14 protein-coding genes and 1 pseudogene are annotated in these 13852 nt (G+C 73.2%); 8 read left to right on the forward strand and 7 right to left on the reverse strand.

The window, feature by feature from the left end; translation table 11 throughout:
- Positions 1-49 precede the first annotated feature (49 nt).
- A complete protein-coding gene (locus B1H29_RS33690; RefSeq protein WP_055420343.1) occupies positions 50-1723 on the forward strand; it encodes an FAD-binding dehydrogenase in 1674 nt (557 codons plus the stop codon).
- Between the two features lie 43 nt (positions 1724-1766).
- Here the strand turns inward: B1H29_RS33690 and B1H29_RS33695 are convergent, their stop codons facing one another.
- The 3 genes from B1H29_RS33695 to B1H29_RS33705 all read right to left on the reverse strand — a co-directional run bounded on the left by B1H29_RS33695 (position 1767) and on the right by B1H29_RS33705 (position 3653).
- Positions 1767-2120, reverse strand: coding sequence for a DUF488 domain-containing protein (locus B1H29_RS33695; RefSeq protein WP_055420342.1), 354 nt, complete (start codon positions 2118-2120; stop codon positions 1767-1769).
- Between the two features lie 260 nt (positions 2121-2380).
- Positions 2381-2632, reverse strand: a complete 252-nt coding sequence (locus B1H29_RS33700) for a WhiB family transcriptional regulator (RefSeq protein WP_055420341.1) — start codon at positions 2630-2632, stop codon at positions 2381-2383.
- A gap of 115 nt (positions 2633-2747) precedes the next feature.
- Positions 2748-3653 carry a LysR family transcriptional regulator ArgP gene (locus tag B1H29_RS33705; protein ID WP_055420340.1) on the reverse strand — a complete coding sequence of 302 codons (906 nt, stop codon included), beginning with the start codon at positions 3651-3653 and terminating at the stop codon, positions 2748-2750.
- Between the two features lie 159 nt (positions 3654-3812).
- On the opposite strand from B1H29_RS33705, the gene B1H29_RS33710 reads away from it, so the two are divergent.
- The gene (locus tag B1H29_RS33710; protein WP_055420339.1) at positions 3813-4427 is read left to right on the forward strand and encodes a LysE/ArgO family amino acid transporter; all 615 of its coding nucleotides are present in this window, start codon (positions 3813-3815) and stop codon (positions 4425-4427) included.
- 110 nt (positions 4428-4537) lie between these two features.
- Positions 4538-5226 (forward strand): annotated as a pseudogene (locus tag B1H29_RS39645) (MFS transporter); the annotation flags it as partial.
- Positions 5227-5233: 7 nt separating this feature from the next.
- On the opposite strand, the gene B1H29_RS33720 reads toward B1H29_RS39645, so the two are convergent.
- Both B1H29_RS33720 and B1H29_RS33730 read right to left on the reverse strand, forming a co-directional pair.
- Entirely contained in the window at positions 5234-5689 is a 456-nt protein-coding gene (locus B1H29_RS33720) for a cyclic nucleotide-binding domain-containing protein (protein ID WP_055420338.1), read from the reverse strand.
- Between the two features lie 592 nt (positions 5690-6281).
- Positions 6282-6497, reverse strand: a complete 216-nt coding sequence (locus tag B1H29_RS33730) for a hypothetical protein (protein WP_055420337.1) — start codon at positions 6495-6497, stop codon at positions 6282-6284.
- Positions 6498-6664: 167 nt separating this feature from the next.
- Here B1H29_RS33730 and B1H29_RS33735 point away from each other — a divergent pair, with 167 nt between their 5' ends.
- The 5 genes from B1H29_RS33735 (at position 6665) to B1H29_RS33755 (ending at position 9922) form a co-directional block, all read left to right on the forward strand.
- Positions 6665-7111, forward strand: a complete 447-nt coding sequence (locus tag B1H29_RS33735) for an ATP-binding protein (RefSeq protein WP_055420336.1) — start codon at positions 6665-6667, stop codon at positions 7109-7111.
- A 177-nt stretch (positions 7112-7288) separates the two neighbouring features.
- Positions 7289-8155: a SigB/SigF/SigG family RNA polymerase sigma factor gene (locus B1H29_RS33740; RefSeq protein ID WP_055420335.1), complete on the forward strand. Its 867-nt coding sequence runs from the start codon at positions 7289-7291 to the stop codon at positions 8153-8155.
- Between the two features lie 29 nt (positions 8156-8184).
- Positions 8185-8442 carry a DUF5133 domain-containing protein gene (locus tag B1H29_RS33745; protein WP_055420334.1) on the forward strand — a complete coding sequence of 86 codons (258 nt, stop codon included), beginning with the start codon at positions 8185-8187 and terminating at the stop codon, positions 8440-8442.
- A 183-nt stretch (positions 8443-8625) separates the two neighbouring features.
- Positions 8626-9459: a DUF1206 domain-containing protein gene (locus B1H29_RS33750; RefSeq protein ID WP_055420333.1), complete on the forward strand. Its 834-nt coding sequence runs from the start codon at positions 8626-8628 to the stop codon at positions 9457-9459.
- A gap of 28 nt (positions 9460-9487) precedes the next feature.
- The gene (locus B1H29_RS33755; RefSeq protein WP_055420332.1) at positions 9488-9922 is read left to right on the forward strand and encodes a hypothetical protein; all 435 of its coding nucleotides are present in this window, start codon (positions 9488-9490) and stop codon (positions 9920-9922) included.
- A gap of 19 nt (positions 9923-9941) precedes the next feature.
- Here the strand turns inward: B1H29_RS33755 and B1H29_RS33760 are convergent, their stop codons facing one another.
- Complete coding sequence (locus B1H29_RS33760) at positions 9942-12191, reverse strand: FUSC family protein (protein ID WP_055420331.1); 2250 nt, start codon at positions 12189-12191, stop codon at positions 9942-9944.
- A 109-nt stretch (positions 12192-12300) separates the two neighbouring features.
- The gene (locus tag B1H29_RS33765; protein WP_055420330.1) at positions 12301-13677 is read right to left on the reverse strand and encodes an NAD(P)/FAD-dependent oxidoreductase; all 1377 of its coding nucleotides are present in this window, start codon (positions 13675-13677) and stop codon (positions 12301-12303) included.
- Positions 13678-13852: the final 175 nt, after the last annotated feature.

Raw genomic sequence — 13852 nt, forward strand, 5'->3', positions numbered from 1 at the left:
TGCATCTCCTCGGATTCCCCATCGCACGGAACAGGAAGGGACGGTCGCCATGGATGCCGACGTCATCGTGGTCGGAGCGGGACTGGCGGGCCTGGTCGCGGCCCACGAGCTGACCAGCCGGGGCCGGCGGGTCGCCCTCGTCGACCAGGAGAACGCGGCCAACCTCGGCGGACAGGCCTTCTGGTCCTTCGGCGGCCTCTTCCTCGTCGACTCCCCCGAGCAGCGCCGCCTCGGCGTCAAGGACTCCCTGGCCCTGGCCTGGAGCGACTGGCAGGGCAGCGCGGGCTTCGACCGGACCGAGGACGAGGACTCCTGGGCGGTGCGCTGGGCACGGGCGTACGTCGAGTGGGCGGCGGGGGAGAAGCGGTCCTGGCTGGCCGGGCACGGCATCACCTTCCTGCCCACCGTCGGCTGGGCCGAGCGCGGCGACCTCCGGGCCGGCGGACACGGCAACTCCGTGCCCCGCTTCCACATCGCCTGGGGCACCGGCACGGGCGTCGTCGAACCGTTCGTGCGGTACGCCAGGCAGGCCGTGCGGGACGGACTGCTCACCTTCCACCACCGCCATCGCGTCGACCACCTGGTCGTCGAGGACGGCACCGCGCGCGGCGTGCGCGGCACGGTACTGGCCGAGGACGACTCGCCCCGCGGCGTCGCCTCCAACCGCGACGCGGTCGGCGAGTTCGAACTCACCGCCCAGGCCGTGATCGTCACCTCCGGTGGCATCGGCGCCGACCACGACACCGTCCGCCGCCACTGGCCCGAGCGCCTCGGCACCCCGCCCGCCGAGATGGTCACCGGCGTCCCCGCCTATGTCGACGGGCGGATGCTCGACATCAGCGCCGAGGCGGGCGCACGCCTGGTCAACCGCGACCGGATGTGGCACTACACCGAGGGCGTGCGCAACTGGGACCCCATCTGGCCCGGCCACGGCATCCGCATCCTGCCCGGACCGTCCTCGATGTGGTTCGACGCCCTCGGCCGCCGCCTGCCCGAGCCATGCCTGCCCGGCTACGACACCCTCGGTACTCTCCGGCACCTGCGCACGGCCCCGGACCTCGCGGGCCACGACCACTCCTGGTTCATCCTCACGCAGAGGATCGTCGAGAAGGAGTTCGCGCTCTCCGGCTCCGAGCAGAATCCCGACATCACCGCGAAGGACCGGGCCGGGTTCCTGCGCGAACGCGTCCTCGGCAAGGGCGCGCCGGGCCCGGTGGACGCCTTCCTGCGCGAGGGCGCCGACTTCGTGACCGCGCCGAACCTGGAGCAACTCGTCGACGGGATGAACCGCCTGACCGACAGGCCGCTCCTGGACGCCGCCGCGATCCGGCACCAGATAGCGGCCCGCGACCTCCAACTGGCCAACCCCTACGCCAAGGACGCCCAGATCCAGGGCATCCGCAACGCCCGCCGCTACATCGGCGACCGGCTCGGCCGGGTGGCCGCCCCGCACCGCATCCTCGACCCGGCGGCGGGCCCGCTGATCGGGGTCAAGCTGCACGTCCTCACCCGCAAGACCCTCGGCGGCATCCAGACCGACCTGGACTCCCGTGCCCTGGGCGCCGACGGCACGCCCGTCGAGGGCCTGTACGCGGCCGGTGAGGTGGCCGGCTTCGGCGGCGGCGGGGTGCACGGCTACAACGCGCTCGAGGGCAGCTTCCTCGGCGGCTGCCTGTTCTCCGGGCGGGCGGCGGGGCGGGCCGCGGCACGGCAGACCGGCTGAGCGACCGAGCCGCCCCGCCGGCTCCTTCGGTTCCTCCGCCTCCTCACGCCTCGTCCAGGAGGCGGAGCAGTACGGCGGCGTGGCTCTCCTCGGGCGACTTGGACGCGGTCAGCAGCGTCACGTCCCGCTCGCGTGCCAACTCCCGTACGTGGCCGAGGAGCTCCGCCGCCTCCGGGGCGGCCAGCTCGGCCTCGTACCGCTCGGCGAACTCCTCGTAGGAGCCCTCGCCCGCGTGGTACCAACGGCGCAGTTCGGTCGACGGGGTGAGCCCCTTGGGCCACTCGTCCACGTGCGCCGCGTCCTTCGCCAGACCCCGCGGCCACAGCCGGTCGACCAGGACGCGCACGCCGTCGTCCGGTTCGGGCGGGTCGTAGACGCGGTGCACACGGACGCTCATGGCTGGTTCCTTCCGAGGCGGTGCCGTCGTGAGCCTACGTCCGGTGCCCGCGGGATGCCGGTGGCGTGTGAGCCGTTCGGGAACGCGGCCGATCGTCCGCCGCGCCGGCCGGGTACTCCGTCGCTCCGACGGCCCGGCCGCCGTGCCGGGTCGACCCGGACGTCATCGACGAGGCCCGGGCCGAGGTGGACGCCAGGAGCGGCCCTGGGGACCACTGCGCCGCAGCGGCCGCCGAGGGTCCCTCCGCGCCGCGTCCGGGGTCAGCCGGACCTCCTGCGCACGGACTCGCGCCGCTTGAGCGCACGGCGCTCCAGTTCGCTGGTCCCGCCCCAGACGCCGATGGACTGTCCCGTGTCCAGCGCCCATCGCAGGCACTGCTCCCGGACCGGGCAGCTCCGGCAGACCGCCTTCGCCTGCTCGGTCTGCAAAGCGGCCGGGCCGGTGGTGCCGATCGGGAAGAACAGGTCGGGGTCCTCCGTGCGGCACGCGGCGTGCTCTCGCCAGTTGTCCATCAAAGTCACCTGCGATCGGTATCGTTCGCGCCTTCGGGAATGCCTTACTCCGTTGCGGGTGACCTGTCGACTGCGGAGTGAAACCGGCATTGTGCCCTCGGCCGCGCCGTCGTGGCTATCGCCGCAGTGCCTCCCGGGCGGCCCCCACCACCGCCCCGGCCACCGTCGCCAGCGCGGGGGAGTCCAGCTTCCACTGCTGCCAGTACAACGGGACGTCCACCGCCAGATCCGGGGCGAACTCGACGAGCCGTCCGGCGCGCAGCATCGGATCCGCCTGCGGTTCGGGCACCATGCCCCAGCCCAGGCCGGCGGCGACCGCCTCGGCGAAGCCCTCCGACGTCGGCACGTAGTGCCGCGCGGAACTCGCGCCGTCATGACCGAGGCGCCGCGCGAAGCCGTCCTGGAAGTCGTCCCGCCGGTCGAAGACCACCACCGGGGCCTCGGCGAGCGACTCCCGCAGCGGCCCGTCCAGATGCCGCTCGGCGAAACCGGGGCCGGCGCAGGCGAGGTACCGCATGCGGCCGAGGTACTGCACGGTGCAGCCCGGGACGGGGTCGGGCGACGAGGTCACCGCGGCCATCACCACGCCCTCCCGCAGCAGGGCCGCCGTGTGGTCCTCGTCCTCGCGGCGCAGCTCGAAGCAGAGTCGCGGCTCCTGCGACACCCGCGTGAGCGCGCCGAGGAACCAGGTCGCGAGCGAGTCGGCGTTGACGGCGACCGAGACCCGGGTGGGCTCCCCGGCGCCGCTCAACCCCAGCTCGGCGTACGCGTCCCGTTCCAGCCGGGCCACCTGGCGGGCGAGGCGCACGAGCACCGCGCCGGAGTCCGTCGGCCGTACCGGCTTGGTGCGCAGCAGCAGCACCCGGCCGGTGCGCTGCTCCAGTGCCTTCACGCGCTGGCTGACCGCGGACGGCGTCACGTGCAGTGCGGCGGCGGCCGCGTCGAACGTGCCCTCGTCCACCACGGCCAGCAGGGTGCGCACCTGGTCGAGCGGCAGTTCCGCGAACGCGGCCGTGGCCATTCCCGTCGTGCTCGTGGTGCCCGTCGCGCCCGTCGTGCTCGTCGTGCCCGTCGTGCTCGTCGTGCTCGTCGTGCTCGTCGTGCTCGTCTTCACGAGAGCTAAGGATACGTAAGAATCTTTAGCTGTACCGACTGTGATCGTCCGCTTAGCGTCGAGGGCATGACCAACGCCCTCACCGCCGCGGCCGCCGGCTTCGGCACCGGCCTCTCGCTCATCGTCGCCATCGGTGCCCAGAACGCCTTCGTCCTGCGCCAGGGGATCCGCCGTGACGCGGTCCTCGCCGTCGTGGGCATCTGCGCCCTGTCCGACGCCCTGCTCATCACCCTGGGCGTCGGCGGGGTGGGCGCCGTGGTCGTGGCCTGGCCGGGCGCGCTGACCGCGGTCGGCTGGATCGGCGGCGCCTTCCTGCTCTGCTACGGCGCCCTGGCCGCCCGGCGGGTGTTCCGGCCCGCCGGTGCGCTGCGGGCGGACGGCGACGTTGCGGGCTCGCGTCGGCGGGCGGTCCTCACCTGCCTGGCCCTGACCTGGCTCAACCCGCACGTCTACCTGGACACGGTGTTCCTGCTCGGCTCGGTCGCCGCCGACCGCGGCTCGCTGCGCTGGACGTTCGGCCTGGGTGCCGTGGTCGCCAGCCTGTGCTGGTTCGCCGCGCTCGGTTTCGGCGCCCGCTACCTCGGCCGCTTCCTGGCCCGGCCCGCCGCCTGGCGGGTCCTCGACGGACTGGTGGCCGTCACGATGATCGTCCTCGGCGTCACGCTCGTCGCCGGGGCCTGAGCGGGGCCACGGGGGACGGATCGGGGGCGCGGGTGCCCGAGCGGGGCCGCCGGGGCCTGAGCGCGGTCACCGGAGCCTAGCGGAGTCACCGGGTGGGGCCCGCCACGCGCGTCACGGTGTGGGCGGTCCACAAGCTGCCCGCCCCTGCCACCGCTGTCCGGCGGCCCGGCGGTGCGCCGCGCGGGCGTGCGCGAGGTCGTGGCGGGCTTCCGCCACATCGCCGTACATCGCCGGGCACAAGGTGCTGCCGCTGTCCTTCCTGGCCGACATCGTCGCCATGGTCCCGGGGCATGGCCCGCGCCCTGTTCCCGCAACTCGCCGCCGACACCTACGCCCCCTACGGCGAGGGACTCGCCCTCGGCCTGCTCTTCGCGGCGATCCCCGTCGACGCGGTGGCCGGCGGACCGTTCTCCGGCACCTTCTCCCGGGCGCGCCGGCACGGCTGGATGGTGATCGGCGCGGTCGTCGTCCGGGGTGCCGCCATCACCGGCTTCGGACTGAGCGGCAGCCTGTGGCCTCGCGGTGGCGTTCCTGACCGTGGCCGGCATCGCCGACATGGTCGCCATGGCGTTCCGCGGCGCGATTCTGCTGTCCGCCGCGACCGACGAGATGCGCGGGCGCATGCAGGGCGTCTTCACCGTCGTGGTCGCGGGCGGCGCGCCCGGCCGACGTCCCGCACGGCGGCGCGGGCTCCGCCCTGGGCCCGCGGGAGGCGGTGGCCGGCGGCGGGCTGCTCGTCGTGGTCGGGATGCCGGCCTCGGCGGCCGCGGTGCCGGCGTTGCGCCGCTACCGCGTCTGACGGCGCCTCACAGGGAGCCGCGTCCGTGCAGCGCGTAGTGCTCCATGAGCCGGCCCCTGGTTGTCTCCAGCCGGTGCGCGAGGATCTCGGCGACCGACCGCACCAGCACGATGCCCAGGCGCGGGTCCTCCTCGCACAGGGCGAGCACCGAGGCCGCGTCGAACTCGTAGGCCCGCACCGGGCTGAAGGCCTCGGCGCCGAAGTCCCACTCGTAGGGCGGAAACAGCCAGGACCAGCCGAGCAGGTCGCCCGCGCCCAGGCTGGCGACCGTGACCCGCTGCAGGGACGTCACCCGCTGGGTCAGGGAGACCGCGCCGGAGCGGATGACCCAGAAGCGGTCGGCCCTGTCTCCGGCCTCGAAGATCCGGGCGTCCTCCGGGAAGGAGACCTCCCGGGCGAGCGCCATCAGCCGCTCGCGCTGGGGCCGGGGGAGGGCGGTCAGGAGTTTGATCGCTTTGGTCATGGCACGGGGCTCCTCGCCGGCGATTCGGTTCCGGGGCTTTCCCTATGCCCATTTCAGTCGCTCTCGGCGCCCCGAGCACCTCGGCGGGACGTCGGATCCCGTACGGATTTCGTGCCGGAGACGGGGACGGCGGCGTGCGGGCGTGAAAAAGCCCTGGCTGGACGGGGGAAGCCAGCCAGGGCCGTAAGCGGTGACGTACGAAGGACGTTCCGGTCGACTTCGTCGCCACGTATGGGTGAACGCTAAACCATCTCTGCGTGCACCGTGAAACCGGTACCGGGACACGTGATCCATTTCACTCACCGGACCGCCGCCCCTAACGCCGGGACGGCCCGCCGTCCAGCCCGCTGCGCGGACAGCGCAGGACCGGCTCGCCCAGCCGCTCGCCGGGCGGCACGGCACGGCGTCACCGAGCACCTCACGTACCGCGGGGCCGGCTCCACGCGCCTGCCTGTGTCCCGGCGGCGTGTACGCCGGCCGTCCCTCGCGGCGGTGGGCGACGAGGGCGTCCGGGACCGGTGCTCGGGTGTAGTCGGCTGTCAAGCCGACCCGGTTTCCCGGCCGGAACACCGTCAATCCGCGCCGCGGCTCCTCACGGCGCGTTCCGGCCCGGGGTCAGCACCTCGTCCAGCACCCGCAGGACGGCCTCGTACGCGATCGTCCGTACGGCGGCCTCCCGGGAACCCTCCGGGTCGGTCGGCCGCAGTTCCTCCCGCCGCGAGCGCCAGGCCCGCTCCTGTTCCACCGCACAGGCCCTCGCGCGATGCATGCGGCGCAGCAGTTCGTCCGAGTCCACAACATCCGTCATGCACTCCGCCTACCCCCGCAGGGCGCCGGAATGGCCGCTGGGCCGTACGGAGGGCCGCAGGTTTGGGGCTACCGGCAGAGGTCAGCCGGAAGTAACGAGGCCTTGCGGCGGATTCACGGCGTGGGGCCGACCGGATCCGGCCCGTCCACCGACCAGGGAGCTGACGGATGTGTGACAGGCACACGACCGAACCCGTCGCCGAACAGTACGGCGCGGACCGGCGCCGGCGGTACCGGCCGTGCAAACCCGCCGAAGCACGCCGGACCGTCGAACGCGTCGTCACCGAGTGCTGCGGCACCGACGGCCGTGCGGGGTGCGACGCGGGCGCCCTCTCGGACGCCGTGCTCGTCGCCTCCGAACTGACCACCAACGCGATCCTGCACGGCGGCGGCATCACCGACTTCCAGGTCGACGTCGTCGGACCCGGCGTCCGGCTCTCGGTGTGCGACCGCAGCCACGACCTTCCGGTGGCCGTGCCCCGGACCGACCCCCAGGGGCGCCGCCGGGTCGGCGGCCGGGGCTGGCCGATCGTCTGCAGGCTCGCTCGTGACGTGCGGGTGGCAGACCTTCCCTCGGGAGGCAAGTGCATCACCGTGGTCGTTCCGCTGTCCTGAGTACTTTTCGAAAAGCGGAGTTTGTTCCCCCGGGGTGGGGGCAGTCGCAAGTTCGTGCTTCGGACCGGAGGCGCAGCAGCGGGAGCGGTATGGCTGCTTCGGCCCTCCGGGCGAGTGCCCGGAGAGCCCCGTTCCCGCGGAATGTCCCCTGAGACCACCGTTCAGGAGCGAAGCCGCATGCTCATCGAAACACCCACCACCCGTCCCGCGACCGCCGAGCCCGCCCACACCGCGGCTCCCGACCGTCGCCGGCACGACGACGCCCCCGACACCATGGCGCTCTTCGGCCGGCTGGCCGGCCTGGAGGACGGGCCCGAACGCGACGCCGTCCGCGACGAACTCGTCACGGCCTGGCTGCCCATGGCCCACCGGATCGCCGGGCGCTTCCGGGACCGCGGCGAGTCCATCGAGGACCTGCGCCAGGTCGCGGCGCTCGGCCTGGTGAAGGCCATCGACCGCTTCGACCCGGAGCGGGGAGCCTTCGAGAGCTACGCCGTGCCCACCATCACCGGAGAGGTCAAGCGACACTTCCGGGACCGGATGTGGGCCCTGCGGGTGCCCCGCCGGGTCCAGGAACTGCGCAACAAGGTGCGGGTGGCACGGCGCGAGCTCACCCAGAGCCCGGGGAGCCCCGAACCGTCCGTCGCCGCCGTCGCCGCCCACACCGGACTGACCGAGGACGAGGTCAGCGCCGGAATGGAGGCGCTGGAGAGCTTCAGCACGCTGTCGCTGGACGCCGAACTGTCGGCCGGCGACGACGGCTACAGCCTCGCGGACACCCTCGGCGCGGCGGACACCTCGTACGACACCGTGATCGACCGCGAGTCCGCCAAGGAGGGGCTGCGCAGGCTGCCCGAACGGGAGCGCGCCATCCTCTACATGCGCTTCTTCGAGGACATGACGCAGAGCCGTATAGCCGACCACCTCGGCATCTCCCAGATGCACGTCTCGCGGCTCATCAGCCGTAGCTGCGCCCGCGTGCGCGACGAGGCGATGGGCCGACGGCCGGGCTGCCGCGGGTCCGGCCGGCCGGTGCGCACCTGACCACCGGGACCGAGGGAGGAACGAAACGGATGCTGATGCCTCACCCCGTGGTGCTGCGCGGGCTCGTCGACGAGTACGAGGCGGCCGTGCTGGGCGAGAGGGCCGACGACACGGGCGCACCGGGCCCCCGGACCCGGGACCTGGCGTACACGCTGTGCGTGTCGACCGGCACGCGTGACGTGGCACGGGCCCTGGAGGCCGCCCGCCGCTGGCTCGCGGCCGCCCCGGCCCTGACCCCGACGCCCGTACCCGTACCCGTCGCCGAACCCGCGGGCGTGGCGGACTGATCCACGGCGGGGAACGTGTGGTGGCGTGACTGCCCGTATGCCGCGAGGCGGCGTGCGGGCAGTCGTGCGTCACGGTGACCGCGGCGGCCGACGGGCGGCGCGCGTCGCCCGGGTCGGGGCCCCGCCGCCCGGTGTGTGCGGAGGATACCGGGGCATGCGGAGTCTCGGGAGGGGAGGAACCACATGAACGCACGTGTCATGGCACGTACCGGCCGCAGCCGCGCCAGGCGGGCGGCCAACGGTTCGGCCGCCGAGGGGGCCGCCCGGGCGGGACTCACCGCGCGCGGCGTGATCTACCTGCTGGTCGGCATCCTGGCCCTGCAGATCGGCTTCGGCACCGGAAGCCGGCAGGCGGACCGGGGAGGCGCCCTGGCAGAGCTGTCGGACAAGCCGTTCGGCGCGATGCTGCTCTGGGCGCTCGGCGTCGGGCTCGTCGGCATGGCGCTGTGGCGGCTGTCGGAGGCGCTGTTCGGCGCCACGGGCAAGGACGGGCACACCGCGAAGAAGCGGCTGCCCGCCGCCGCCCGCTGTGTGTTCTACGCCTTCGTCGCCTACTCCGTACTGGCCTTCGCGGCCGGCACCGGCGGCGGCGGCTCCAGCGACCGGCAGTCCAGGGACGTCACGGCCAGGGTGCTGGAGATGCCCGCCGGGCGGTGGCTCGTGGGCGCGGCCGGTGTCGCCGTCGTCGTCGCCGGAGTGGTGATCGGCGTACAGGCGCTGCGCCGGAGCTACCACAAGAAGCTGAAGCTCGGCGCGCTGAGCCCCCGGACCCGGCGGCTGGTCGACGTCTGCGGTGTCGGGGGCGGCGCGGCACGCGGGCTCGTCTTCGCCGCGGCGGGCGCCTTCGCCGTGCGGGCCGCCGTCGACTACGAGGCCGACAAGGCGAAGGGACTCGACGACACCCTGCGCTCCTTCGCCGAAACCCCGCTCGGGCCCTGGCTCCTGATCTGCGTCGCCGCAGGTCTGATGCTGTTCGGCGGGTTCTCCTTCGCGCTCGCGCGATGGCGCCGCGTCTGAGGCGCGCCGCACGGGGAACACGGGGCGAATGAACGAACACGAGATTCCTCCGCCGGACGGACGTCCCGTGGACGTCTACCTCGACCTCCTGCGCATACGCATGGAGACCCACGACTACCAGTTGCTGCTCAGCGTGGTGGAACCCGTCCTCCAGGCGATCGACGAGCACCAGATGCCCACCATCGACTTCTCCCTGGACGGGGACAACGCCGAGGCGCTGCCCCAGGAGATCCGGGACGAGGCCGCCCTGGTCATCGCCACCGCGGTCACGGGCCGACTGGACAACGAGGTCGTCGAGATCAGCACCGACGAGACCGGCCCGGTGCGGGTCGTCACCGACGCGGCCACCGCCTCCGACCCCGAACGCCTCGGGGAGATTGCGGACTACCTCAAGGAACGCCACGTGCAGAACGAGGAACTGCGCGGCATAGCCGAGGCGAGCGGCCTGCCCAGCGACTTCTGAGCGCCGGCGCCGCGGACCGTCACCGCGTCGGCGTCCTGACCGGCACGCCCAGCGGCCGGGCGAGGCCCATGACCGCCTCGTCCAGGCGCTCCAGGTGCCGCAGTACCCGGCCGGTGATGCGGCCGTACCGCGGCACCCCGGCCGCGTCCGGTGCCAGCAGCGAGGCGATGCTCGGCCCGGTCTCCACCTCGGTCCCGGCGTCCTCGTCGGCGACGCGGGCGGCGATCGCCTCGATGTTGCGCACCGTACGCCGCACCGCCCCGCGCAGCCGCGGGTCGGCGGCGATGGAGGGGTGGGCGGGCAGCAGCTCGGCCGTCGCGGCCAGGGACCGCGCGTGATAGGCGCACGTCTCCAGCAGCGCGACCACATACCGGGCGGTGTCGCGCCGGGCCCGCAGCGGCGTGATCGGATGGGTGAGCGGCTGCGTGGCGGCCCGCAGATCACCCAGCGCCTGGTCCAGCTCCCGCGCCGTGTCCAGCAGATCCGCCGCGGGCCCGCCGCTGAGCTGGTCGACGGCCCCCTCGGTGACGTCGGTGAGCCGCTCCAGCACGGTCCCGAGCAGTTCGTTCGTACGCCGGTCCGTGCGTATCGGCAGCACCAGCGCCGCCGCCACGATCCCGCAGGCCGCGCCGAGCGCCGTCTCCTCCACGCGCAGCAGCAGCACCGACAGGCTGTAGGTGTGCAGCAGGGTGTACAGCAGCCCCAGCATCGCCGTGACGAAGAACGACATCAGCGTGTAGGACAGCGGTGCCGTGTAGAACATCGCGAAGATGAGCAGCAGCACCAGCCCGAACGCGATCCAGGTGTGGCCGCCCACCAGACCCGCCAGCCCGATGCCGGCCACCACCCCGAGCATCGTGCCCAGCACGCGGCGGTAGCCCTTGACGAGGATCTCGCCGGTGGAGGCCGTGTTCAGGAAGACGATCCAGCACGCGAGCACCGCCCAGTACCAGCGCTCGGCGGACAGGAACTCCCCGCCCAGGATCGCCAGCGACGATCCCACCGACACCTGCACCGCGGCGCGCGTGGTGGGCCGCCGCAGCCCGGTCGGCTCCTCCTCCTTCGGCGCGGCTTCCTCACCGGCGTCGATGGCGGCGTCCTCGGCGTCCAGCTCCTCCCGGGAACGGGTGGTCGCGGGCGTGTCGTCCGACTCGTCCTGCGGCCCGTCCAGGGCGATCCTCAGGCCCATGACCGCACGCGCGGTCTCGCCGATGCCCCGGAACACGTCCTGGACGGCCGCGGTCGCCTCGGGCAGGTTCTCCTCGTCCCGGTAGCCGAGGAGCCGGTTGCGCAGGTGCGACAGCGCGGTGCCGCGTGCCTCGGCGGGCGGCCGCAGCACCAGGGTGCGCAGCGCCCCGAGGTCGCGGCGCAGGATCTCCGTGGCCTCACCGGGGGCCGGGGAGCGGCCCACCGAGGGGGCCGGCGCGCCCGGCAGATGCAGGGTCAGGGTGTCCGCCCGCTCGGCGCTGCGCGCGGTCAGCAGCAGCAGGCCGAGGCGCTCGGCGGCGATCTCGGCGTCCGCGATGCGCCGCTGCACCAGACGTGCCGTGGACTCGTCGGGAGTGCCCTCCTCCAGCCGGGACTGGATCATCAGGGCGGTCTCGTGCAGGCGCGCGGTGCCGTCGCGCAGGTGCTCGAGCGTCTTCTCGATGCCGTCCGGGCCGGTGTCCAGCAGTTCGGTCTGCGTGGCGATGAGCTGGGCCAGCCGGGCACGGAAGGCCTGCCGCAGCCGCTGCAGGACGCCCGCCGGTGTCGCCGGGACCACAGCGAAACGCACCACCGCGCTGGACACGAACGCCACCGCGATGGCACCCCACAGCCCCGGCAGCGCCGACACCTCGGCGCCCACGAACAGGGACACGAAGTAGACCTGGAAGCCGATCAGCCCGAGCGCGGTGCCGCGGTCGCCGAACCTGCGGACGAAGACGGCGCAGAAGATCAGCACGACGAAGAAGGCGTCACCGATGACGACCCGCGAGCTGAGCAGCGCGCTGACCGACACCGACGCCAGTGCGACGGGCAGGCCCAGCGCCACGGTGACGGCCTGCGCCCGGGACTCCTTCTCGCGGATGGCGAAGGTGGCGACCATCGCCGTCATGGCGCCGGCCACCAGATGGGTGTCGTCCGCACCGGACACGGCCAGTACCGCGAGCGCCAGAGCGATGGCGCCCACCGTCCGCAGCCCCGCCGTCAACCGCAGCAGCCCGGGGTCGGACGCGGCGACGCGGTCCCGAAGCCGTGTCCGCACCGAGCGCCCCGCTGCCTTCACGCCGCCGTACTCTCCCGATTCAAGCCCGATTCAAGCCCGATTCCCGGCCGGTTCACGCCGAGATCCACTTCTCAGCATGCCATGCCGCGGGCCGGCCCCGGCCACGGGGTCACAGCTCCGCGCGGCCCGTCCCCTCGACCCGTTCCCGCACCTGCTCCGGCGTCAGGTAGGCGTCGGTGTACTCGAAGTCCTTCAGCTTGGCCGGCCTGCGGGCCTGGAATCCGGTACGCACGAAGTCGTCGCCGGCGACCGCGTTGAGCGCCCAGTTGGTCGCCACCCGGGCCTTGGCCACGCCCGTGCGCAGCGCCGACCAGTGGTAGCCGCGGGCCACCGCCTGGGCGGGCAGGCCCTTCAGCTCGACGCCGAACGGCTTGGAGACCGCGTCGGTGCCGCCGAGGTCGACGACGAGACCCAGGTCCTTGTGGACGTACGGCCGCATCGGCTGGTTGCGCAGGGTGGCGATGAGGTTCTCGGCGACGTGCCGGCCCTGCCGCATGGCGTGCTGGGCGGTGGGCGGGCAGACGGCGCCGTCCTGGCCCTTGGCGAGGTCGGGGACGGCGGCGGAGTCGCCGAGCGCGAACACCCCGTCGTGATCGGGCAGGCACATCTCGGCGGTGACCGCGAGCCGGCCCTTGACCGTCTGTGCGCCGAGCGTGGCGATGAGCGGGCTCGCCACCACTCCGGCGGTCCAGATCAGTGTGCGGGTGGGCACCACCCGGCCGTTGGTGAAGGTGACCTCCTCGGGGCCGGCCTTCTCGATGGACACGCCCAGGGAGATCTCGATACCGCGCCGCGTGAGGACCTCCTGCGCGTCCCGCCCGAGCTTCTCGCCCAGTTCGGGCATCAGCTTCGGCGCGATGTCGATCAGATGCCACTTGATCAGACTCGGGTCGAGCCGGTTGTAGCGCTTGACGGCCGCGTGCGTCAGCCGCTGCAGACAGGCCGCGGTCTCGGTGCCGGCGTAACCGCCGCCGACCACCACGAACTGCAGCCGGGAGGCGCGCTCCACGGGGTCCTGGCTGGCGTCGGCCAGGTCGAGTTGCGAGATGACGTGGTCGCGGATGTACGCGGCCTCCGCCAGGGTCTTCATGCCGAACGCGTTGTCGGTGAGCCCCGGGATGTCGAAGGTGCGGGTGATGCTGCCGGGGGCCAGCACGATGTAGTCGTACGGCTCGTTGACGATCTGGTCGGTGATGGTGCGCACCACGCAGACCTTCGCCTTGAGGTCCACGCCGATGGCACCGCCCGGAATGATCCGCGTCCGGTACCTGCTGCTGCGGCGCAGGGAGAGCGCGATCGACTGGGGCGTCAGCACCCCGGAGGCGACCTGGGGCAGCAGTGGAAGATAAAGCTGATAGGAGAACGGCGTCACCAGGGTGACGTCTGCCTCGTGGGGGGCGAGCCTCCGCTCCAGGCGACGGACGCACTCCACGCCGGCGAAACCTGCGCCGACCACCAGGATCCTGGGTCGTGTCACGGTGTTCATCCCTTTCTGCGGCTCCAGGCGGTCTGCCGCGAACGCCATTCGCCTGCCCCTGGATCGCTGCTTCGCACCTCGTCGATCCCATCGCGCCCACGCGGCTTCGGCCAGCCGGGCGCGGCAGGCAGGCGACACGTCCTGATCACCACCATGCCCCGCCCGGGACCGGAGCGCACCGGGC

The sequence above is a fragment of the Streptomyces pactum genome (assembly GCF_002005225.1).
Taxonomy (GTDB): domain Bacteria; phylum Actinomycetota; class Actinomycetes; order Streptomycetales; family Streptomycetaceae; genus Streptomyces; species Streptomyces pactum_A.